The organism is Vibrio sp. 10N.261.52.A1 (genome assembly GCF_002876325.1).
GTDB classification, from domain to species: domain Bacteria; phylum Pseudomonadota; class Gammaproteobacteria; order Enterobacterales; family Vibrionaceae; genus Vibrio; species Vibrio chagasii.
On sequence record NZ_MCYD01000698.1, the window covers coordinates 996 to 23,984 of the forward strand.

The window sequence follows — 22,989 nt, forward strand, 5'->3', positions numbered from 1 at the left end:
TTTGTTGGCTTTGCGCCATTAGGTACCGTGCTTGTTGCAATGCTAGGTGTAGCGATTGCTGAGCACTCAGGTCTACTATCTGCTGCGATGCGTGGCATGGTAATGGGCGCATCTAAGCGCATGGTTACAGTAACTGTGGTATTCGCAGGTATCATTTCTAACACAGCTTCTGAGCTTGGTTACGTGGTACTGATTCCACTTGCAGCAATGCTTTTCCACTCTTTAGGTCGTCACCCTCTTGCTGGTCTAGCGGCAGCATTCGCTGGTGTATCTGGTGGTTACTCTGCAAACCTTCTAATCGGTACGGTTGATCCACTGCTTTCTGGTATTACAGAAACAGCAGCACAAATGATCGACCCGACTTACACAGTTGGTCCAGAATCAAACTGGTACTTTATGTTTGTTTCTACTTTCTTCATCGCAATTACGGGTGCATTCGTAACGGAGAAGATTGTTGAGCCTAAATTGGGTAAATACAACGACGAAGAAGCGTCTGAAGATTTATCAAACGATACAATGGGCAAGCTAACAGACGTTGAGAAGAAAGGTCTTAAGCTAGCAGGTATCGCAGTTCTAGCAGTATCAGCTCTTCTTGCTTGGACAATTGTTCCTGAAGACGGTGTTCTACGTTCTGCAGCTGGCACGGTAGCAGGTTCTCCGTTCCTTAAGAGTATCGTAGCGTTCATCTTCGTATTCTTCGCCGTTCCTGGTTTCGTTTACGGTAAAGTTACCGGCACAATGAAAACTGACCGCGACGTTATCGATGCAATGTCTAAGTCTATGTCTTCTATGGGCATGTACATCGTACTTGTATTCTTCGCTGCTCAGTTTGTTGCTTTCTTCAAGTGGACTAACTTCGGTCAAGTATTCGCAGTAGCGGGCGCAAGCTTCCTACAAGACATCGGCTTAACAGGTCCAATGTTGTTCTTCGCATTCATCCTAATGTGTGGCTTCATTAACCTGATGATCGGTTCAGCTTCTGCTCAGTGGGCAGTAACAGCACCTATCTTTGTTCCAATGCTGATGCTTGTTGGTTACGCACCAGAAACGATTCAAGCGGCTTACCGTATCGGTGATTCAACAACGAACATCATTACTCCAATGATGAGCTACTTCGGTCTTATCCTTGCTGTAGCAACGCGTTACATGAAGAACCTAGGTATTGGTACTCTGATTGCAACTATGCTTCCATACTCGATCGTATTCATCGTTGGTTGGAGCTTAATGTTCTACGTGTGGGTATTCGTATTTGGTCTGCCAGTTGGCCCAGGTGCAGCAACGTACTACACGCCATAGAATCTAATCATTGTTTTATGATTACATCGAAAGCCTGCACAGTGTGCGGGCTTTTTCTTTATTGGAAGATAGGGATCACAAGCCTGCAAAACGGTAGGTTAAACCAACCTCCAGTGACCACCCTATATCCCTTTGGATGAGAGGGCTGTTTGAATCATGGTGAGTCAATTCCATCTTGCCAATACCAATCCAGCGTGGTGTAAATTCATAGAGGCCAATGAGCCCTGCTTGATAAACAAAGGTAGACTCCGCATCAAACTGATCTAGCCCTGATACAGAGGATTCGCTGCTTGAAATGCCGTAGAGGTCATTAGAGAGTTTTTTGTCACGATAATCGACTTCGAGGTAGGGGGTAATGGTTAATGGCTTTGCCCATGTTTTTAACGTCCTGCCTAGATGCAGCTGAACTTCGTAGCCATTATGCTCTGAGGTTACGTCGTGTAAGTAGGTGAGTCTAGCGCCTACTGTCCCCAGAGTTATCCCGAGTTCGCCATTGCCATCTCTGTTTTGAATGCCATTGGGTAGGTCAACGAAGGTATCTGATACTTCAGCGAACCGCCAGTTTCCAGATAGTCCGACAAAAGGCAGCAGTTGCCAGTTTGCTAAGCTGCCATCAATAAAGCCTTTAGAGCCAGAATAAAAGAGGTTGGGTGTCGCACCAAGTTGCGGGGGACTCTTGGTAGAAAAAACACTTTCGCCGTAAGTGAGGCTGCCGCCAACGATGCCATATTCTTGATTGGCAAAGGACAGTTGAGTGCTTCCTAAGGTGATGAACAGTGCTAAAGCGATGCGACGAACCATAATCAATACTCCGTTATTGTAATAAATATCAAGAACGGAGTAGGTCGATTAAAATTTCACAGATCTCGTTGTTGCCTCAATGAGACGTTCCCAGATCTCTCTGGAGAAGAAGGGAGGGTTAGCGCTTTGCTAGTAGGCGATCAAGGTGGTTAGCGAACTCACGACGGTCGGTTTGAGAGAGTGAACTTGGGCCACCTGTTTGGATGCCACTTGAGCGCATGGTTTCCATAAAGTCGCGAATATTTAGGCGCGCTTTAATGGTCTCTTTGGTGTAAAGCTCCCCACGAGAACTCAGCGCGAGTGCGCCTTTAGTGATCACTTCGTCGGCCAGAGGAATATCTGAAGTAATCACGAGATCGCCTTTCTCTGTACGTTTTACTATTTCATTGTCGGCGATATCGAATCCGCTTGGTACTTGAATAGAGTGAATGTTGTTACGCTTCGGTACAGGGACAACGTGATTCGCGATGAAGGTGCATTCAACACCGGTTCGCTCAGCTGCGCGTACGATGGTTTCTCGGATAACCTTAGGACAAGCGTCCGCATCAACCCATATCTTCATAGTGTTCTATTTCTCTGTTAGCTAATCTGTTGATTTATTTTTGTTAACTTACGTCTCGGCTAACTTACTGCTCAGCTAATTTGGCTTCAAGCGTGGCGACGCGAGCGGTAAGTTCAATAATTTGTTTTTCTAGTTGGCCAATACGATCGACCTCTGGTTCTTGTTGTGCAGCCACTTCTACCTTGGGAACGCGGTTCGCGCTTTTCCAGCTTTTAATGGTCGTAATTAACGCAGGCATTGGAACCGATGTACTCATGCGAGCTTTTACTAACGCAACAGTTGGCTCTTTGCCTTGTGCTTGCAGTCCTTCAAGCACGGATTTCAACTCTTCAGAAACATCTTTTGTCAGCATGTTGACCTCCATTTTTAGTCTTTGGTCATTTTACTCGCTCCGGTGACCGATAGCGAATCATAAAACTGCCTATGGCGTGTGAGAGATCTCTTACAAACGCTGTGAGATAACGCGAATACTTCTCTAGAGAAATTGATATGAATATAGTTAAGGTGTTGAATTTTAATTGTTTTATATAATTAACAACGTGGTTGAATTCAAAATGTGATGTAAATCTATTGTCCGAAATCCTAAATCGCGTAAATTAAACCTTGTCGGAAGGATGCTGACACGGAACAGGAAACGCCAAGGACTTGGTTATCTTCAGGATGAAGATTCGATTACTCAGGATGAATAATCGGCATGGATAGCGAAATGGACATTGAACGGACGCAATAGTAACTAGGATGGTTGCTACTAAGGAAAGACAATGGACACCTCTGGACGAGGAAAGGATTGAACATCAGGATGATGTAAAGGACACCGCTCAAGGAACAAGTGACGCGCGCTAACGAGGATTGTTGGCAGATCAGGATAAGATCAAGGACACCGCTAGGAAGGCGACGAAAGGAATACGCTGAAGGATAACAGCACACTATCATGGATTTGATGCATGGAGCACACTTAGTAGCCGGATTGCTGCGAGTAAGACTATAGACCCCGATGAGCGCAAGCTCTCGGGGTTTTTCTTTATCTGTCTCTTATCAATTGATGTTTTCACTCCCCCCTCGAATCTAAGAAACGCTTCAACTTAATTACAATTCTGACATTTAAACCATTCACTTCTTAACCGCTTCCGAGTAACGTAAGCCTTACTAGGCTCAACTAGTTTCATAACCATAACTAAACTAAGGACAATTCCATGTCACACGTTACCTTCAAAGGCGCAGCTGTACCGCTATCTGGCACATTCCCACAAACTGGCGAGCAGGCACCAAGCTTTGCACTAACTGCAGGCGATCTTTCTGAACTGACTCTTGCATCTCTTGCAGGCAAGAAAGTGGTTCTAAACATCTTCCCAAGCATCGACACAGCAACTTGTGCAACGAGCGTACGTACGTTCAACGCAAAAGCGGCTGAACTTGAGAACACAGTTGTTGTTTGTATTTCTGCTGACCTCCCATTTGCTGCAGGTCGCTTCTGCGAGCTTGAAGGCATTGAAGGCGTTCAACACGCTTCGACTTTCCGTTCACCGGAGTTCGCTTCAGACTACGGCGTAGCAATTGCTGAAGGCCCACTAGCAGGCCTGACAACACGTGCGGTTGTTGTTGTTGATGAAAAAGGTGTGGTAACACACAGCGAGTTGGTTGCAGAGATTACTGAAGAGCCAAACTACGAAGCGGCACTGGCTGCGCTGTAAGATCCCTTCCAGCCAATAATCTATTGCGACCGCCTAGGCGATACGCAATAAAAAAGAGCAGCTCATAGCTGCTCTTTATGTTTTTAACCGTGAATGGTTGTTAGATTCGGGAGTAACAGATTAGAGCTGTTCTAAACGAGCATAAGCTGTCACTAACCACTTAATCCCTTCACCGTTAAACGCCACCTGCACTCGGCTCTGTGGGCCACTTCCTTCAAAGTTGATAATCGTACCTTCACCAAACTTAGGGTGCTTCACGCGAGAGCCTAAGCTAAAGCCTGTTTCATTGAAGTTCTCTTTAACTGCCGTTTGGCTAAAGCGGCCGCTGCTCGCAGGGCGACTGACCTGCGCCTTCATACGAACTTCATCCAAACAGGTTTCTGGCAACTCGCGAATAAAGCGTGATGGTTTGTGGTACTTGTCTTGTCCATACAAACGACGCATCTCTGCGTAAGTGATGTACAGTTTCTCCATCGCACGGGTCATGCCTACGTAACATAGGCGACGTTCTTCTTCCAAACGCCCCGCTTCTTCGGCAGACATCTGGCTTGGGAACATGCCTTCTTCGACACCCACCATAAATACCATTGGAAACTCTAGACCTTTAGCACTGTGCAGAGTCATAAGCTGAACCGCATCATCAAACTCATCAGCCTGGCCTTCACCTGCTTCCAAAGCCGCGTGCGTTAAGAATGCTGTTAGCATGCTCATCTCATCAGCTTCTTCTGGCTTCTCAAACTGACGAGTTGCTGTTACCAACTCTTCCAAGTTCTCAATACGCGCTTTCGATTTCTCGCCTTTCTCTTGCTCGTACATCGCAAATAGACCTGAATATTTAATCACATGGTCGGTTTGCTCATGTAAGTTCAGCTCTAACGTGTCGTCTTCAAGGGCATTAATTAACTCGATAAAGCGGCTTAAGGCACCCGCTGCACGCCCCGGCAGTACTTGTTCTTCCAACAAAGCGATACTCGCTTGCCACATCGTCGTACCACGGTCACGCGCTGCAAATCGAATCGTCTCGAGAGTCTTGTCGCCCAAGCCACGTGTTGGCGTATTAACCACACGTTCAAAAGCGGCATCATCGTTACGGTTACCCATTAAACGCAGGTAGCTCAACGCATCTTTGATCTCCTGACGTTCGAAGAATCGCATGCCACCGTAGATTCGGTATGGTAAGCCCGCTTGAATCAACGCTTCTTCCAGAACACGAGATTGGGCGTTATTACGATAAAGCATCGCCGTATCTTCGAGCGCACCGCCTTTCTCTTGCCACTCTTTAATCTTACTTACCGTGAAGCGGGCTTCATCAAGCTCGTTGTAAGCTGAGTAGACAGAGATTGGCTCACCATCGTTACCATCGGTCCACAACTCTTTACCCATTCGCTCGGTGTTGTTAGAGATAAGCTCGTTCGATGCTTGCAAAATGGTTTTGGTCGAACGATAGTTTTGCTCTAATCGAATGGTTGAAGCGCCCGGGAACTCGTCCAAGAACTTCTGAATATTCTCGATTTTTGCACCACGCCAGCCATAGATAGATTGGTCATCATCACCTACGATCATCACTCGACAATCAGGGCCAGCCATCATACGCAGCCAAGCATATTGGATGTTGTTGGTATCTTGGAATTCGTCGACCAAAATATGCTTAAAGCGCGCTTGGTAGTGCTCACGAATGTGTTTCTTGTCGCGCAATAGCTCGTGTGATCTCAGCAAAATCTCCGCGAAGTCCACCAATCCAGCACGGTCACACGCTTCTTGATAAGCCGAGTAAATCTTTAACCATGTTTGAGTTACTGGATCATGGTAGGCATCAATGTGGTTCGGGCGCAGGCCTTCATCTTTCTTGCCGTTGATCCACCACGAAGCTTGCTTAGCAGGCCACTGCTTTTCATCGAGGTTTTGTGCTTTGATTAAGCGGCGTAATAGACGAATCTGATCATCGGAATCGATGATCTGGAAGTCTTCTGGCAATTTTGCATCTAGGTAGTGAGCACGCAGAATACGGTGACAAATACCATGGAAGGTACCGTTCCACATGCCTGACGAGCTGCCCATCATCAACTCTTCAATACGACCACGCATCTCTGCCGCCGCTTTATTGGTGAAGGTTACTGACATGATAGAGAACGGGGATGCTTGCTCGACACTCTGCAGCCAAGCGATACGATGCACCAAAACTCGCGTTTTACCACTACCAGCACCAGCCAGAATAAGTAGGTTTTCTAAAGGTGCTGCGACCGCCTCACGTTGTTTGTCGTTTAGGCCATCGAGTAAAAGCGAAGGATCTATCATTGGATATGCTCACTACTGGGTATTTATACATAAAAGTTGATTATAACCTAAACACTAGGCTGCGTTTAGAATATTAAGAAGAAAAAACCATCAAAAAATAACATCACTTAATCAAGCACTTAACAGGTAAATCATCACTGATTTTGATAATACTTATAATACTGTGAAATTATTTTCGGGTTGTTCCTATCCTTTTTAGTAAGCAAGTTAACAACTCATTAACCTGCGATGTGTAAATACTATTAAGTCTAGAGGGAATGACTATGAAAAATTCTAATCTTGCTGTTACAGCTGCAATCACAAGTGTACTAGCGTTTGGCGGTGCCGTTCTTACATCAGCACCTGCGGAAGCAGCAGCGAAAGAAAAATGCTATGGCGTATCAAAAGCTGGCCAAAATGACTGTGCAACTAAAACAAGTTCATGTGCTGGTACAGCAAAAGAAGACAACCAATCCGATGCATTCGTGGTCGTTCCTAAAGGGCTATGTGGCAAGTTAACTGGTGGTAGCACTCAATCATCATAGTGCCTGAGGGCATAACTGAACCACTCAGTATGGTGAGCTGAATACCAGCTCACCTCCACTACCCATTAGGAGAATCGTTGTGACTCAAACTCTTCACCCCAATGCAGGGGTTGGCCTTAGAACACCGCACTTAGATTTCTTCAGCCAGAATTCTGATTTGGTAAGTTGGTTAGAGGTTCACAGCGAAAACTACTTCTTACCCCATTCTTCACAGCGCCAACAACTCCGAGAGATTCGTAATCATCACCACATAAGCTGTCATGGTGTAGGGTTGTCTCTTGGTTCTGTTGAACGAATCAACCAACAGCACTTACTGCAACTCAAAACACTTATTGATGATATCGAACCTTTCTTGGTTTCTGATCATTTGAGTTGGAGCCAAACTGGCGGTCACTACTTCAATGACCTGCTACCACTACCTTATACCGAAGAAGCGTTGGACGTCTTCTGCCGTAACGTCATCGAGGTTCAAGACAGTTTGCAACGTCCTATGTTAATTGAGAATCCATCAAGCTACCTTGCCTTCAAGCACTCAACGATTCCAGAATGGGAGTTTTTGGCTGAGGTACAAAAGCGTACCGAGTGTCGCCTACTGCTCGATTTCAATAATATTTTCGTCTCATCGTTTAATCATGGCTTTAGCTGTGAAGAGTATCTCAATGGCATACCAGCCAACCAAGTGGAAGAGGTTCACTTGGCAGGTTTTACCAAAAAGAAGCTCGAGCAAGGTGAGATTTGGATAGACACGCACAGCAAACCGGTCTGTGATGAAGTGTGGCAACTTTACACTCAGTGGATAGAGCAACATGGCTCTCGCTATACCTTGATTGAGTGGGATTTAGATATTCCAGAGCCACAAATTCTATTGGCAGAGGCTGCCAAAGCCAGTGAAAAGCTGTATCAACATGACAATCAAAGGAGTCGCGCCTCATGAGCTACTCCCTAGCGGATGTTCAATCCGAGTTTGCGAATGCCCTGCGCTATCAAAATGACGGTGAGCACTGCGACATCGTGAGCGATCATTTTAGCGATCAGCAACGCATTCAAATTTACCGCAATAACTTTGTGATTAGCTTAAGCGAAGTTCTCGCTGCGACTTACCCACTGACTGAGGTGTTAGTTGGTGAAGAGTGCTTCCAACAAATGGCGCGTCAACATGTTCTTAGTTATCCATCGACCTCTGGAGATGTCAGTGGTTATGGCGAGCACTTCGAACAAACCATACAAGCCTTTCCTTCGGTTGTAGAGGCTGCACCTTACCTTAGTGAAGTGGCACGCTATGAATGGCAAAAGGACAGTTTAGCGAGACTCGCATGTGCAACTCCCCCGCATCAACAGCCACTCTCCTGTTTAGCTTCCGTGCCACAAGAGCGGCAAGGCGCCTTGGTTTTCCACATCAAGGGTTCGATAACGCTATTCGATTCTTACTATGCCGTAATAGCGCTTGAACACGCTATCGACCAACAGCAACTGGAAGGGTTAGACATCAATCGCGCAGAGCTTGGAATAATAATCCGAGCCGAGAATTCACAGCTCGAAAGCCACAGCCTAACCAAGGAGTGCCACCAACTGCTCATTGAGCTTCAATCTGGTAAAGCGCTCGGAGAAGTAACGCCTTCTCTACTGCAACATCTGAATGCTGTCATGGCGCTCAACGTCATCTCAGGTTTTTCAATCAATGATGAATTGGAGACATAATATGGATAACAACACAGTCACAAACATGATGGCTCAATACGACAATTTGATTGAGAAATCTCAGGCACTTTTCGTCCCAGTGCTGCTTCTTTTCTGTCGCCTTTGGGTGGCGTGGGTATTCTTCAACTCTGGGTTGACCAAGATAGCCACCTGGGATAGCACCCTCTACTTGTTCGAATTGGAATATCAGGTGCCGCTACTGCCGTGGGAATTAGCAGCCTATATGGGAACAGCTGCTGAATTAATCCTACCAGTATTCTTAGCGCTTGGTTTGCTAACACGCCCAATGGCCGCCGCGCTTTTTGTTTTCAACATTATTGCCGTCGTTTCTTACCCAGTATTATGGGATCAAGGCTTCTACGACCACCAACTTTGGGGATTGATGATTCTTATAGTCATCGTATGGGGTGCTGGACCGTTTTCATTAGATAGAGTTTTGAAGGCGCAATTTAGAGGCTAACTAAAACATCGATAACCCAAACGCAGAAAACCACTCAATTGAGTGGTTTCTTTTTTAACTGGGGTAAGCTTACTTTTCTAGAAAAGCCTGAAGCTCTTCAGCCGAGATGCCTTGCTCTGCTAGCTCTTTTGCTAATAGCTGAACTTGTTCACCTTTACGAGACTCTACCACACGCTGAAATTGGTAGATGATATCTCGCAAAGTATCGATTGGAACTTGTTTTGCCGCACTGCGAATACGCTCTTCACTTTGGTTGCCTAGCTCTTTAAGCAATTTACCAAACATAACCTTTTCAGGTGCATCTTCCATTTGTTCTAAGACGCGCGCCATTTCGTAGGTTGTTAATGACATTACAGTATTTTTCCGTTGGAGACTTACGTTTCAATGAGTGACAAATATACCATGTTTTAACGTTTCGCAAACTGCCATTTGTCTATTTTGTCACCCTTATTGCTTATGCCTTGGCAAACGTTGCATGCCACGACTTACCAGACTTGCTCGCCAACACGAATAGCGCAGGAACAATCAGGAACATTTGTAGCGCGATCATCTCTTGTGACGTTAAATCAAGACGCTGCATGGTGCCAACAAGTAAGCCCGAACCACTCATTTGGAATAAGCCTAATAGCGCTGCGGCTGTACCCGCACGGTCACCAAATGGTTCCAACGCTTTACCTGCAGCCGCACCTAGAATCCAAGCAAAGCCAACAGATGATAAGAAGATAGGAAGCATGAATGCGATTGGAGTCGCATGCTCTGCAAGCACCAACATAATCACGCCCGCCAAACCTAGCATTGAGATACCAACAACCAGTGCTTTGTAGGTACCAAAGCGGTCCATAAATTTAGGAGCCGTAAACGCAGCCGCGATGTTAATCGCTGCATTAACACCAAACCAGAAGGTAAACTCTTTCATGGTTAAGCCAAGGTTCTCCATCAACACAACCGGTGCTGAGGTTACATAAGCGAGGATCACTGCCATCGCCATCAAACATAGAGTTGCGTGGAATAGGAATGAAGGTGTTTTTAATACTGACCAGTAGCGCTCTAGTTTGAACACCGCTACCTTTTCCGTCACAGGGTTCGATTCTTTCATTTGGATGAATAAGATAGTACCTACAACGACGGCAAAACCCGCCATAAAGCTGAAGTTGGAACGCCAGCCAAATTGATGAGTTAACCAAGCGCCAAGAATCGGTGCCAATGCAGGAATAAAGCAAATAGCGCCATTAAGGTAGCTGATCATTCGACCACTCTTCTCTGGACCAAATAGATCGCGAACCGTTGCAAAGGCAGCTACAGAAGTCGCACAAGCTCCTAAGCCTTGTAGCAGCCGAGCTATTAGCATCATATCAATCGATTGAGCTGCCCACGCCAAGCAAGCACTCAATGCATAGATACTAACACCTCCCAATGCAACGGTTCGACGTCCTAGCTTATCCGCCAAAGGGCCGGCAAATAGTTGGCCGACACCCATAGCAAACAAAAACCAAGTAATCGTATCTTGTGCTAGTGCATGTTCCACGTGAAACGCTGTCGAAATCTGTGGCAGAGCTGGCAGGTAGATATCAATAGCCAAAGGGCTAAAAAGAACCAGCATTGCCAATAAAGCAACCTGCAGTTTACTAGGGGTTGGAAGCGCGTTAGAAGGCACAAGATTCTCCGGATGAGTTAATTTAGGTGCATAATAACCAACTAAAGATATGAACAAAAATGGCATATAATCATTAGCATTATTCCAATAAGGAAACTCACATGAATATCGAGAAACTATCGCGCCTCGACCTCAATCTACTAGTTTGCTTGCAGGTGCTAATGGAAGAGCAGAGTGTTACACGCACTGCACATCGATTGTGCCTGAGCCAGTCAGCAGTGAGTAAATCATTGGCCAAACTTCGCGAACAATTTAATGACCCTCTTTTTACGCGAAGTGCACACGGCCTACGCCCGACACCAAAAGCAGTGTTCCTTAAGCCACGGTTGGAAACACTTATCAATCAACTTGATGTGCTTACCCAACCGGAGACATTCATTCCCAACAACAGTGACCACAGTTTTCACATTGCAGCGGTTGAAAGTGTCTACCCGTTGATTCTTCCTCACTTCTTACCTGCGATTTTTCGCCAAGCGCCAAAAGTAAATATAAACACCCACGCTTGGACAGAGCAAACCTTTAAGAAATTACAACTTGGTGAGTTAGATATCGGCCTCACAGGCAAAGACATCGACATCAACGACGCGCGTTTAACCATGCTGCCGCCAGATGATATCTGCGAACAAGAGATCTACCGCGACGCGCAGATGTGTGTATTGAGGCGCAACCACCCTGCTCTGAGTGGTCAATGGGATCTGGAAACCTATCTGGCACAACGTCATGTTCAAGTAAGGTGTGATGGTAATGATCGTTGGTTACTCGACTACAAACTTGCCGACCTTGGTCATCAACGTGATATCGCTATTTCTGTTCCCGACTTCAACAGTGCCGCAAGCCTGTGTACCTACACCGACTTTGTATTTACCGCACCAAGCCACTTCACTCATCTGGTTGCGAAGCAGCTCGACTTAGTGGTTGTGCCTCTGCCAATGGAATTTCCACCAATGGCTTACACTCTGTTTTGGCACCGTGATAGAGAAAACGACCCAGCCTTAACTTGGTTGCGAGATATCATCAAAGAAAAAACTCTGCACCTCAGATAAAAATGGCGTACAGCGTTTGCAGCAAACGAACAAAAGCGCTAGCTTATTGACCTAATAAGTCCCCTCACAGGTATATCGGCTGTGAGTGTTAACAAGGACCCTAACAATAAGGATAAACACAGATGCACAATATCACTGCGGAACGCGTTACTGCGGTTCGAGCTTGGCTTGAAGCAAACCACTTAGATGCTGTTATCATTCCACATGAAGACGAGTACCTAGGTGAATACGTTCCAGCTCACAACGAGCGACTTCACTGGCTAACCGGTTTCACTGGCTCTGCAGGTGCGGCTGTTATCACTCGCGAAAACGCGGCTATTTTTGTTGATGGTCGCTATACCGTCCAGGTTCGTAAACAAGTACCTGGTGAGCTATTTGAGTATCGCCACCTTATTGAAGAACCGGCTTTAGATTGGATCATCAATTCACTAGCGCAAGGCAGTAAAGTTGCATTCGACCCACGCATGCATACGGCGGCTTGGCTGAAAGGCGCTCAAGCTAAACTGGCAGAGAAAGTTGAACTAACAACACTATCTTCGAATCCAATTGATGAACTTTGGTCTGATCGTCCTGAGCCTGTAGTATCTGATGTTCGCCTAATGACAACCGACGCCGTAGGCCAATCAAGTGAAAGCAAACGCGCAGAAATTGCAAGCCTACTAAAAGCCGAAGGCGCTGATGCCGCTATCCTTACTGAGCTGGATTCAATCTGCTGGTTACTCAACATTCGTGGTTTAGACGTATTTCGTCTGCCGGTTGTGTTATCTAATGCAATCATTCACGCCGATGAAAGTGTCGATTTCTTCTTAGACCCAGTTCGTATCCCTGCAGGCTTTGAAGCGCACGTTGGTAATGGTATTCGTGTTTCTCACCCATCTGAGCTTGAATCCCGCCTTCAATCTTTAGAAGGTAAGAATGTGTCTGTTGATTCAGGCACAAGCAATGCTTGGTACACGCTTGTTCTCCAAAACGCCGGTGCTCATATCATTGAAGCAGCCGACCCATGCCTAATGCCAAAAGCCGCGAAGAACGAAACAGAAATTGCCGGCATGAAAGCGTGTCACATCCGTGATGGCGTGGCGATGGCAAAATTCCTATCTTGGATTGATGCAGAAGTGGCGCAAGGTAATCTGCACAACGAAGCGGTACTAGCAGACAAAGTACAGTCATTCCGTGAGCAAGATCCAACCCTAATGGACCTAAGTTTCGACACAATTTCAGCGGCAGGCGGAAACGCAGCCATGTGTCACTACAACCATGAGAACCAGCCTGAGCCGGGTCAGCTAGAGATGAACACTCTGTACCTAGTCGATTCAGGCGGTCAATACCTAGATGGCACAACCGACATCACACGTACTATCGCAATTGGCCAGCCAAGCGAAGAGATGATTCAACAGTTCACTCTTGCACTTAAGGGTCACATCGGAATTGCTCGCGCACGCTTCCCACAAGGTACTCGTGGTTTCCAACTGGATATCCTAGCGCGTCAGCACTTATGGGCAGAAGGCTTCGACTATGACCACGGTACTGGTCACGGTGTTGGCCACTTCCTGAGTGTTCATGAAGGTCCGCAAAGCATCTCTAAAAAGCTGATTGACGTTCCTCTTGTTGAAGGCATGGTGTTATCAAATGAGCCGGGTTACTACCGTGCCGATGAGTTTGGTATCCGCATCGAAAACTTAGAGCTGGTTGTTGAGCTTCCAACTCAAGGTGACTTCTCAGTGCTAACGTTTGAATCGCTAACACGTTGCCCTATCGATAAGCGCAACATCAACGTCGCTCTACTGACACGCCCGGAACTTGCATGGCTAAACGATTACCACCAAAAGGTGTGGAACGATGTTAGCCCACTAGTTGAAGGTGATACGTTAGAGTGGCTACGCCAAGCAACAGCGCCACTAGCTCACGCTTAGTGCCTAACTGGATAGATAACTTAGCCAAACCATTTTAGCTAAGTTAGATACGAAAACGGCTACCTAAAGGTAGCCGTTTTTATTTGTCGCTTTCACATCACTGATGTTTCACGTGGAACATCAGCCAAGCTGTTATACCAAACTGGATAAGTAGGTGATCAGATAATTGCGCAGGAAAAGTCGCTTAGAGCAAGGCATAGATTGCAGCTAGCTAGTTGGCCTACCTACAAAATCTATAACGATGCTATCAGCGATTTTAACTAGCAAGAATGTCCAGATACTTATTTAGATTGGTATTAGTTAGCCTGAGTAAGCACTGTGCCAATCTCGCCATACCGGATCGAAGCCACGTTGACGAATCATAGCTTCAACATCAGCCGCACTTCTCTCATCACTTATCTCAAACTGTTCAAGCTCTTCCTCGCCCGAAGCATAACCGCCCGGTTGAGTTTTTGACGCGGCAGACATACTAGTGATGCCTAAGGGCAACACGTTATCGCGGAACGTTGCTGACTCACGAGTCGAAAGAGACAACTCAACCTCAGGGTTTAATAGTCGATAGGCACAGATTAGTTGAACTAGCTGTTTGTCGCTCATGATCGACTTTGGTTGCAAACCACCCTCACAAGGACGAAGACGTGGGAATGAAATCGAGTAGCGCGTTTGCCAGTATGTACGTTCAAGATAGTCCAAATGAGCGGCCACGAAGAAGCAGTCCGTTCGCCAATCTTCCAGGCCAATCAAAGCACCAATACCTATCTTATCAATACCCGCCTTTGCCAAACGATCGGGCGTTTCAAGCCGGTACTCAAAATCCATTTTATTGCCACGCAAGTGGTGTTCAGCGTAGGTACTTGGGCTATACGTTTCTTGGTAAACCATCACGGCGTCTAAGCCTAGTGTTTTAAGCTCCGCGTAGTCGTCTTGTTCAAGCGGCTGCACTTCCATCGCGAGGTAATTAAATTGCGCTTTAATATTCGGCAACACCTCACGAAAGTAATTCATACCAACTTTCGTTTCATGTTCGCCGGTAACCAACAACACGCTATCGAACTTCATCTTTTTGATGGCTGCGCTCTCAGCATCAACTTCATCTAAAGTTAAAGTACGCCGCTTGATGCGGTTCTCCATCGAAAAGCCACAATACGTACACGCATTCGCGCACAAGTTGGATAAATATAAAGGAATATACAACGACATCGTGTTGCCAAATCGCTTACGTGTTAACGCCAACGATTGTTGTGCTATCTGCTCTAAGTAAGGTTCTGCCGCCGGAGAGATCAAAGCCTTAAAATCTTCTAAGTCTCGCTTGGGCTTACTCAGAGCACGTTCAACATCCGCTGCCGTTTTACTGAAGATCGACATACTAATGTCATCCCAGTTGAGCTGTTTAAATCGATCAACAAACGTCATAGTAATACTACTCGTCTAGGAATGAAGTTAACGGGCTGGAAGCAACCGCATGAGACACTTGTCCTGCGAGACCAGCAAGATAAGCCATACGCCCCGCTTCAACGGCCAACTTAAAGGCAATCGCCATTTCAACTGGTTGTTGAGAAGCTGCAATCGCGGTATTTACTAACACAGCATCAGCACCCATTTCCATTGCACGAGCCGCATGTGATGGAGCACCAATACCAGCATCAACAATCACAGGGACGTTAGCTTGGTCGATAATAATCTCTAAAAAGTCCACCGAAGCGATACCTTTGTTCGACCCAATCGGCGCACCTAACGGCATAACCGCAGCACAACCCACCTCTTCCAATCGTTTACACAACACTGGGTCAGCATGACAGTATGGCAACACAACAAAGCCATCTTTAACCAGTTGCTCAGCCGCTTTTAATGTCTCAATTGGGTCTGGCATCAAGTACTTTGGATCTGGGTGAATTTCCAGTTTGAGCCAATTTGTGCCTAGAGCTTCGCGAGCCAAGTGCGCAGCAAAGATGGCATCCTTCGCGTTCTTAGCCCCAGAGGTATTCGGAAGTAGATTTACGCCTGCATCAATAATGGGCTGTAAGATATCGTCTTGCTCAGAACGAATATCGACTCTCTTCAGTGCCATGGTTGCCAGTTGAGAACCTGACGCTTCGATAGCACTCGCCATCAAATGCTTGTTGGCGAACTTGCCTGTGCCAGTGAACAGTCGTGATTGGAATGTTTTATCTGCGATGGTTAACATGGTTAGCCCCCTGCAATAGCTTGAAAAAGAGAGATAGAATCGCCTTCATTGACGATGGTTTGTTGCCACTGGCTGCGTGGGACAACCGCGTTATTGATAGCGAATACACACCCTAAATCAGGTAGCGAAAGCGAATGAATAATATCTGCAAGAGAAGATGATTGCGCGACCTGCTCTGGTTGCTCGTTTATTGAAATAGTTATGTTGCTCATAGCGCTTCTTCTTCTAAATTATTGATCACTGACGAATTGCACACCGGACATTCGATATCTTGCGTGACCATTAGGTTCTGCCAGTTCATGCTCTTACCGTCGAACAGCTTGAGCTGATGTGTCGCCACTTGAAACTCGCCACTGCTAATGTGCTGAATAGCAGCAAGAGCTTGGAGGTTTCCTATAGTCCCGACTACAGGCCCAATGATGCCACTATCACTACAACGCATTGTTTGTGGATGGTGGTCAAACGGGAAAAGACAGTGGTAACAGCCCTGCTGGTTTTGATAATCGAAGACAATAAATTGACCTTTCCAACCAATTGCGGAGCCTGATATCAATGGTGTGTTAGCCTCAAAACACGCTTGGTTAACTTGCTGGCGTGTGGCGAAGTTGTCGGTACAGTCCAACACAACATCAGCGAGCATCACTTCAAGCTTTAACTGGCCTTCGGTCATTCGCTTGTTGATGGCCCTAACTTGGCTTCTACCATTTAACTCACTCAGTTGCAGTTTCAATGCATCGACTTTAGCTGTACCAAGATCGCTTTCTTTGAACGCGACCTGTCGTTGTAGGTTGGACGAGTCGACACAATCATCATCAACCAGCACGATTTTGCCGACGCCAGACGCCGCTAGATAAAGAGCCGCAGCATTCCCCAAACCACCACAACCAATCACTAACACATAACCGTTTAGTAGATTTCGTTGTCCTTGTTCACCAATATCAGGCAATGCGATTTGGCGTTGATAGCGTACAAATTCAAAGTCACTCAGCATGGCTCAACTCCTGACGAACCTCTTCAGTAAAGGTTGAAGAGTTGCCATTCATAAGAGCTTCGAAAAACTCAATAACCGCTTTTGGATCTTCCGCCAACGTAATTGCACGCACTACCGCGAGGCTCGAGACACCACAATCCCATACCTGCTCTGCCGTCGATCGGTCAATCCCACCAATAGCCACGGTCGGATAACCGACAAGCTCTTCACTGTATGGAATGGTATCGATTAGCTGTTGGTAAAGAGCTAAACGCACTAGACCTTGCGGCTTTGATGGCATCTGTTTTGTGGTTGTTGGGAAGATATGTCCTAACGCGATGTAACTTGGGTTGATTTGAACGATGCGTAACAACTCATAGTATCCATGTGTCGATAGGCCGATCTTAATACACGCTTGGCTCAGTTGGGAAAGGTTCGATTCTTCAATATCCTCTTGTCCCAAGTGAACACCAAAAGCGCCATGTTTGAGTGCAAGTTGCCAATAGTCATTGATAAAAACCTGAGCGTTATGTTCTCGACCAAGTTCGATCGATCGTGCGACTTGTTGCTCTAAGTCAGCTTGCTGAGGGTTCTTGATTCGCAGTTGTACCGTATTGATTCCAAGCTTAAGGAGCCTTTCAATCCAATCAACATCATCGACAACTGGGTAAAGCCCGAGGCTTTTCTTAGTCAAATCAGGGAATGAAAGTGACGTTCCTTGATGGGCCCAGCCAACACTAATGCCTAAACTCTTGTTTTCTAAAACCGGAGTTGGAAACCCTTGGTAGTGGCTTGGCCATGTTCCACGTGAAACATTAGACGCAGCGCGTGCGAGAACCAGTGCGTCTTCTAATGGAAAATCTAGAGCCAATAACATTAGTAACCACGCAAAGTGATGGCGGCTATCTATGGCTTGATGATCGGGGTTAATACTTTTAATAGCTCGATTAGCGTTTAAGTGTGACCAAATATCTAACACGGCAGCGTCATTGGTTACCCCAACGTATATCGTATTAGGGTATTGCGCTAAAGCATCGCGAACATCTGCCAGCGATAACGGCTCGTCATAACTCACAATATGGTCAAGCGAGCCTAGCAGCTCCGCTTCAACTGATACGACATCAGAAGCAAAGCCAATAGTAAGTGAGTGTTGAGAATCAACGATAGAGAAGTATTGAGTTGGGCTAACACCCAACTCAACTGCATCAGTTGCTAAGCCTTGTCGCTTAGCAACCAATAGACAGTGTTGAACCTCTCCCGTTAACTCAATATATTGAGATGGGATCAGAATTTTCACTGTCATTATTCCTCTAGTTGAGCTTCTTTCGCACCAACGGCTGGGTGGTAAAGCTCTGAGCCAGTATCACGGAACTCTTGTGATTTTTGACGCATCCCTTCCAGCGGATTGTCTAGCATCTTGATCTCGATAGCCTGATCAGCGGCTACTTGTTCTGTGTCTTTAGCATACTCTCTCACTTCCTGAGAAATCTTCATCGAACAGAATTTAGGTCCACACATAGAACAGAAATGTGCGACCTTACCTGATTCTTGTGGCAAGGTTTCATCATGGAAAGAACGGGCTGTATCAGGGTCTAGTGCTAAGTTAAATTGGTCTTCCCAACGGAATTCGAAGCGCGCTTTTGAAAGTGCATTATCACGGGTTTGTGCTCCTGGATGCCCTTTTGCCAAGTCAGCAGCGTGCGCCGCCAGCTTGTAAGTAATCAAACCAGTCTTCACGTCCTCTTTGTTTGGTAAGCCTAAATGCTCTTTAGGAGTCACGTAACAAAGCATCGCACAACCATACCAACCGATCATCGCGGCACCAATACCAGAGGTGATATGGTCGTAACCAGGGGCAATGTCTGTAGTCAGCGGGCCTAATGTATAGAAAGGCGCTTCATGACAATGCTCTAGTTGCTCATCCATATTCTCTTTGATCATGTGCATCGGAACGTGTCCAGGGCCCTCAATTATCACCTGTACGTCATATTCCCACGCCACTTTCGTCAGTTCACCTAAGGTGCGAAGTTCAGCAAATTGAGCCTCGTCATTGGCATCAGCAATAGAGCCTGGACGCAGGCCATCACCTAATGAAAGTGCTACATCGTACTTCGCACAGATCTCACAAATCTCGCGGAAGTGGGTGTATAGAAAGCTTTCTTGGTGATGAGCAAGACACCATTTGGCAATGATAGAACCACCACGAGAGACAATTCCAGTAACACGCTTAGCCGTCATAGGGACATAGCGAAGAAGCAAGCCAGCATGAATCGTAAAGTAGTCGACGCCCTGCTCTGCTTGCTCAATTAAGGTGTCACGCATCACTTCCCAATTAAGGTCTTCAGCCACACCGTTCACTTTCTCAAGTGCTTGGTACATAGGAACAGTACCAATTGGCACTGGGCTATTACGTAGAATCCACTCTCGTGTTTCGTGTATATTTCGACCAGTCGACAAGTCCATCACAGTGTCGCCGCCCCAGCGGGTTGACCAAACTAACTTCTCAACTTCTTCTTCAATCGAAGAACTTACAGAAGAGTTACCGATATTGGCGTTCACCTTCACTAAGAAGTTTCGGCCAATAATCATAGGTTCTGATTCTGGGTGGTTGATGTTTGAAGGGATAATTGCTCGACCTTCAGCAACCTCTTTACGCACGAACTCAGGGGTGATTTCTTTCGGTAGGTTTGCGCCAAAGTTATGGCCAGGGTGTTGGTGGTTCAGTTGCTCATCTGCGAACTTCTGACGCCCCATATTCTCGCGAATCGCAATGTATTCCATCTCAGGGGTAATAATCCCCTTACGAGCATAGTGCAACTGAGTCACACATTGATCGCCAGTCGCACGACGAATTCTAGGCAGGTTTCCGTAACGAAGCTCGTCTAAGGTTTCGTCCTCTAGGCGCTCTTTGGTATAAACAGAGCTAACATTATCTAATAGCTCGGTATCACCACGCTCTTCGATCCACTGCTCTCTTAGCTTTGGAAGGCCGTTATAAAGGTCTATCTCGTGCGTTGGGTCGGTATAAACACCGGAGGTGTCATAGACGTGAATAGGAGCATTAGGTTCAAATACAGGCTCTTTTTTGGTACCACCAACAAGGCTATCAGCGAGTGATATCTCTCGAACTGGGACTTGAATGTCCTCTCGAGAACCTTGGATGTAAGCTTTCTTTGAATTTGGATAAGGTTGTACTGATAAAGAATCGATGAAATTCTTCGCTTCCAGTCTTGCTTGTTTACGACTCGACATAGCATTTTTCCTTGGCTTTTAGCCATTATTTATTGGGATAAAAATGCTTGACGGATTGATGCTACAAGAGGGATCACGGTAAGAAATACAGTTGTGATCTGGTGATAGATCTCTAGAGGGATTCTAGTTAGATATCTACTCTTGTTCCCTTCGCAGGTATTAGCCTGATCAGGTTCAACGGATCCCGAGTTAACGGTCTCAGCCATATGGCACTCCGACAAGTACGATCGAGTATATAAAAACGACTTGGATAAACCAAGCCGAGTTGTTAACAAATCGTAAGAAAGTTTTAAGACTTTATCAAAAGTTGGAAGCCGATCCATGCGGCTGAAATACTGAGTACTACATTAAGCAGCACATTAAGCCCCATCTTGAAAAATGCGCCTTGCTGCATGAGAAGCACGTTATCCATCGAAAAAGTGGAGAATGTGGTCAAGGCACCAAGGAAACCCAAGCCAATAATCTGTCTCCAGGGTTCAGTGGCAACCATCTCATTTTCGAACGCGGCGATCAGTAATCCCATAATCAAAGAGCCAATCACGTTAACAGTTAGCGTACCATAAGGAAAACCTCGTCCTAACATCACTACGCATAACTCGGAAATCAGATAACGTGAACAAGCACCAAAAGCGCCACCAATAGCGATAAAACCAAGAATAGATAACTGACCCATGAATCCTCCCAAACAATAATCCCTATATTCTAGCTTTAACGCCAATAAAAGCGAGGGTGGAAACTAAGAATGTATGCGCAAATATTAAACGTTACAGGTGTCACTTAACTTCGATATAACCCATCAGTCCTGTTTTCATATGTTCAATCACATGACAGTGATACATCCAACGTCCGGGGTTATCTGCCACAAATGCCGCTTTAGCTCGACCGTTCTTTCCAAGTAACACGGTATCTGTATGAAAAGGTTCTTCAACCTTTTTGCCATCTAACTCAAGTACCGTGAACGTATGACCATGAATATGGATTGGATGATGGTATTGGGTAACATTCTTAAGATCGAATATATAGGTTTTGCCTAACTCTAATGTAGCGAGTGGAGCTGGAATATTGTCTTTACTCATTCCTTCCCAGGCTCTTTTATTTGTCAGCCAAAACTTAGGCATAGATTTCCCATCTTTAGAAACCGGCGACACCGCCCCTTCCCACTCAAACACAAAATCGATCTCTTCTGCATTAGCGAGATCTAACTCAGGTACTGGATTCAGAGGCAACAAAGGAAGTGCTTTGCCTTCTATGAGCGTGGAATCTACGACTTCAAATTCACACAAGGAAAAAGGAAAACGTCCCTTCATTTGCAGAACATTCACTCGCTTGCCAGCCTTTGGAGCAATCAGTCCTATGTCAACTCGCATACCTGGACCGATTTTATGTTCAGTCAACTTGTAAGGTGTCTTTACTGGGTTGCCATCTATAGCAATAACCCATGCCTCAGCACCTTCAACAGCGATAGGATAGGTGATTGTATTATCGACATTGGCGATACGAAGCCTAGTCGTTGCGTGTTGCTTTAACTGATAAGTAGGCTCATGTGCTCCATTAACACTACTCCACTCTCCTGGAGTGCCCATACGAGCGCTAAGACGCGGGACCATTAAATCTTTCCACTGACCTTGTTTATCGAGATGCCAATGTTTAAGCATCAAAGCATGCTCTTCATCGAACTGAACTGAATCGCTCTCTTCAACAACAATTAGGCCGACCAAGCCCATACCAAGCTGTTTAACGCTGTTCATGTGTGGGTGATACCAGAACGTACCCGCATCCGGTGGCGTAAACTCATAGACGAACGTTTCACCGGGCATAATTGGTGGCTGGCTCAAGAAAGGCACACCATCCATTTCGATAGGGATTCTTAATCCATGCCAATGAATTGTGGTTGGTTCTGATAGTTTATTGGTGAAGCGAATCGTAACTTTTTCGCCCTGTCGACAACGAATTGTTGGCGCAGGGATCTGACCATTGAACCCCAAAACGTTAGTAGTAAACCCAGGTACAATTTCAGCAGTCGAAGGCTCAGCAGTTAAGTCATAAACATACCCTCCCTTCTCATCAACCGATCGCTTCATAGAACAAGCAGGGAGAACTGTGAGTGCAGATATAGCGAGAGATGATTGAATAAATTTACGACGAGAGATATCCATATTTGCAACCTTTTAGTAGTAACGACCAAAATGTAACAAAATATTGAGAATAATTCTCATAAAGAAATGAAGTTTGTGCTTTGGCTATTAATAAAAGAGGCTGAGATAAGTAAGCACTTACATTACCTCATCAGAATTAGCGGAACGAGGGAATAACTGACTGGAATTTAGACCGGTAAAAAGCAAAAAGGCTCTAGCATTTCTGCTAGAGCCTTTTAATGTGGCAGGGGTGGAGAGATTCGAACTCCCAACACGCGGATTTGGAATCCGCTGCTCTGCCAATTGGAGCTACACCCCTAAAACTTTTTGTACTTTAGATTCGAAAAAACCTCGCACTAGGCGAGGTTATCGAATAAGTGGCGGAGTGGACGGGACTCGAACCCGCGACCCCCGGCGTGACAGGCCGGTATTCTAACCAACTGAACTACCACTCCGCAGTGGACTACTTGTCGTCGCTGACAAGTCGTTCATAATTTAAAGCCTGGCGAT

At 46.0% G+C, this 22,989-nt stretch carries 22 protein-coding genes, 2 tRNA genes and 1 riboswitch; of the genes, 8 read left to right on the plus strand and 16 right to left on the minus strand.

Going from position 1 to position 22,989, the window contains the following annotated elements; genetic code table 11:
- Nucleotides 1–1,296: AbgT family transporter (locus BCT81_RS13695; RefSeq protein ID WP_102424776.1), on the plus strand; the 1,296-nt coding region annotated here is incomplete at its 5' end.
- Nucleotides 1,297–1,371: 75 nt separating this feature from the next.
- On the opposite strand, the gene BCT81_RS13700 is transcribed toward BCT81_RS13695, so the two are convergent.
- The 3 genes from BCT81_RS13700 to BCT81_RS13710 form a co-directional block, all read right to left on the minus strand.
- Entirely contained in the window at nucleotides 1,372–2,097 is a 726-nt protein-coding gene (locus BCT81_RS13700) for a MipA/OmpV family protein (protein ID WP_102424777.1), read from the minus strand.
- Nucleotides 2,098–2,215: 118 nt separating this feature from the next.
- Entirely contained in the window at nucleotides 2,216–2,659 is a 444-nt protein-coding gene (locus BCT81_RS13705) for a YaiI/YqxD family protein (RefSeq protein WP_004738567.1), read from the minus strand.
- 64 nt (nucleotides 2,660–2,723) lie between these two features.
- Complete coding sequence (locus BCT81_RS13710) at nucleotides 2,724–3,011, minus strand: hypothetical protein (RefSeq protein ID WP_004738570.1); 288 nt, start codon at nucleotides 3,009–3,011, stop codon at nucleotides 2,724–2,726.
- Nucleotides 3,012–3,852: 841 nt separating this feature from the next.
- On the opposite strand from BCT81_RS13710, the gene tpx reads away from it, so the two are divergent.
- Nucleotides 3,853–4,350: a thiol peroxidase gene (gene tpx / locus BCT81_RS13720; RefSeq protein ID WP_004741204.1), complete on the plus strand. Its 498-nt coding sequence runs from the start codon at nucleotides 3,853–3,855 to the stop codon at nucleotides 4,348–4,350.
- A 120-nt stretch (nucleotides 4,351–4,470) separates the two neighbouring features.
- Here the strand turns inward: tpx and uvrD are convergent, their stop codons facing one another.
- Nucleotides 4,471–6,645: a DNA helicase II gene (uvrD, locus tag BCT81_RS13725; protein ID WP_102424778.1), complete on the minus strand. Its 2,175-nt coding sequence runs from the start codon at nucleotides 6,643–6,645 to the stop codon at nucleotides 4,471–4,473.
- Between the two features lie 263 nt (nucleotides 6,646–6,908).
- Between uvrD and BCT81_RS13730 the strand changes: the two genes are divergently transcribed.
- From BCT81_RS13730 to BCT81_RS13745, 4 genes are all read left to right on the plus strand, one after another.
- Nucleotides 6,909–7,169, plus strand: a complete 261-nt coding sequence (locus BCT81_RS13730; RefSeq protein ID WP_004741206.1) for a DUF2282 domain-containing protein — start codon at nucleotides 6,909–6,911, stop codon at nucleotides 7,167–7,169.
- A gap of 79 nt (nucleotides 7,170–7,248) precedes the next feature.
- Nucleotides 7,249–8,103: a DUF692 domain-containing protein gene (locus BCT81_RS13735; protein WP_102424779.1), complete on the plus strand. Its 855-nt coding sequence runs from the start codon at nucleotides 7,249–7,251 to the stop codon at nucleotides 8,101–8,103.
- Entirely contained in the window at nucleotides 8,100–8,867 is a 768-nt protein-coding gene (locus BCT81_RS13740; RefSeq protein ID WP_102424780.1) for a DNA-binding domain-containing protein, read from the plus strand. The genes BCT81_RS13735 and BCT81_RS13740 overlap by 4 nt, the downstream gene beginning before the upstream one ends.
- A 1-nt stretch (nucleotide 8,868) precedes the next feature.
- Nucleotides 8,869–9,327 (plus strand): DoxX family protein, encoded by a 459-nt coding sequence (locus BCT81_RS13745; protein WP_008221525.1) that lies wholly within the window; start codon nucleotides 8,869–8,871, stop codon nucleotides 9,325–9,327.
- Between the two features lie 69 nt (nucleotides 9,328–9,396).
- On the opposite strand, the gene BCT81_RS13750 is transcribed toward BCT81_RS13745, so the two are convergent.
- Nucleotides 9,397–9,678 carry a hypothetical protein gene (locus BCT81_RS13750; protein ID WP_004741210.1) on the minus strand — a complete coding sequence of 94 codons (282 nt, stop codon included), beginning with the start codon at nucleotides 9,676–9,678 and terminating at the stop codon, nucleotides 9,397–9,399.
- Between the two features lie 103 nt (nucleotides 9,679–9,781).
- Nucleotides 9,782–10,981, minus strand: coding sequence for a multidrug effflux MFS transporter (locus BCT81_RS13755; RefSeq protein ID WP_198596893.1), 1,200 nt, complete (start codon nucleotides 10,979–10,981; stop codon nucleotides 9,782–9,784).
- A 101-nt stretch (nucleotides 10,982–11,082) separates the two neighbouring features.
- Between BCT81_RS13755 and BCT81_RS13760 the strand changes: the two genes are divergently transcribed.
- Complete coding sequence (locus BCT81_RS13760) at nucleotides 11,083–12,024, plus strand: LysR substrate-binding domain-containing protein (RefSeq protein WP_102424782.1); 942 nt, start codon at nucleotides 11,083–11,085, stop codon at nucleotides 12,022–12,024.
- Between the two features lie 122 nt (nucleotides 12,025–12,146).
- Nucleotides 12,147–13,937, plus strand: coding sequence for an aminopeptidase P family protein (locus BCT81_RS13765; protein WP_102424783.1), 1,791 nt, complete (start codon nucleotides 12,147–12,149; stop codon nucleotides 13,935–13,937).
- 300 nt (nucleotides 13,938–14,237) lie between these two features.
- On the opposite strand, the gene thiH is transcribed toward BCT81_RS13765, so the two are convergent.
- The 10 genes from thiH to BCT81_RS13815 form a co-directional block, all read right to left on the minus strand.
- Nucleotides 14,238–15,350: a 2-iminoacetate synthase ThiH gene (gene thiH / locus BCT81_RS13770; protein WP_102424784.1), complete on the minus strand. Its 1,113-nt coding sequence runs from the start codon at nucleotides 15,348–15,350 to the stop codon at nucleotides 14,238–14,240.
- A gap of 7 nt (nucleotides 15,351–15,357) precedes the next feature.
- The gene (locus BCT81_RS13775; RefSeq protein WP_102424785.1) at nucleotides 15,358–16,122 is read right to left on the minus strand and encodes a thiazole synthase; all 765 of its coding nucleotides are present in this window, start codon (nucleotides 16,120–16,122) and stop codon (nucleotides 15,358–15,360) included.
- A gap of 2 nt (nucleotides 16,123–16,124) precedes the next feature.
- Complete coding sequence (gene thiS, locus BCT81_RS13780; RefSeq protein ID WP_008221537.1) at nucleotides 16,125–16,334, minus strand: sulfur carrier protein ThiS; 210 nt, start codon at nucleotides 16,332–16,334, stop codon at nucleotides 16,125–16,127.
- Complete coding sequence (locus BCT81_RS13785) at nucleotides 16,331–17,113, minus strand: HesA/MoeB/ThiF family protein (RefSeq protein WP_102424786.1); 783 nt, start codon at nucleotides 17,111–17,113, stop codon at nucleotides 16,331–16,333. Before BCT81_RS13785 ends, thiS begins: the two co-directional genes overlap by 4 nt.
- Nucleotides 17,103–18,395 (minus strand): thiamine phosphate synthase, encoded by a 1,293-nt coding sequence (locus BCT81_RS13790; protein ID WP_102424787.1) that lies wholly within the window; start codon nucleotides 18,393–18,395, stop codon nucleotides 17,103–17,105. The genes BCT81_RS13785 and BCT81_RS13790 overlap by 11 nt, the downstream gene beginning before the upstream one ends.
- Nucleotides 18,395–20,344: a phosphomethylpyrimidine synthase ThiC gene (gene thiC / locus BCT81_RS13795; protein WP_102424788.1), complete on the minus strand. Its 1,950-nt coding sequence runs from the start codon at nucleotides 20,342–20,344 to the stop codon at nucleotides 18,395–18,397. The genes BCT81_RS13790 and thiC overlap by 1 nt, the downstream gene beginning before the upstream one ends.
- A gap of 128 nt (nucleotides 20,345–20,472) precedes the next feature.
- A riboswitch (TPP riboswitch) is annotated at nucleotides 20,473–20,571 on the minus strand.
- Between the two features lie 62 nt (nucleotides 20,572–20,633).
- Entirely contained in the window at nucleotides 20,634–21,017 is a 384-nt protein-coding gene (gene crcB, locus BCT81_RS13800) for a fluoride efflux transporter CrcB (RefSeq protein ID WP_004736665.1), read from the minus strand.
- Nucleotides 21,018–21,117: 100 nt separating this feature from the next.
- Nucleotides 21,118–22,500 (minus strand): multicopper oxidase family protein, encoded by a 1,383-nt coding sequence (locus BCT81_RS13805; RefSeq protein WP_102424789.1) that lies wholly within the window; start codon nucleotides 22,498–22,500, stop codon nucleotides 21,118–21,120.
- A 221-nt stretch (nucleotides 22,501–22,721) separates the two neighbouring features.
- Nucleotides 22,722–22,798: transfer RNA gene (locus BCT81_RS13810), tRNA-Trp, on the minus strand.
- A gap of 59 nt (nucleotides 22,799–22,857) precedes the next feature.
- Nucleotides 22,858–22,934, minus strand: a tRNA-Asp gene (locus BCT81_RS13815).
- Nucleotides 22,935–22,989: the final 55 nt, after the last annotated feature.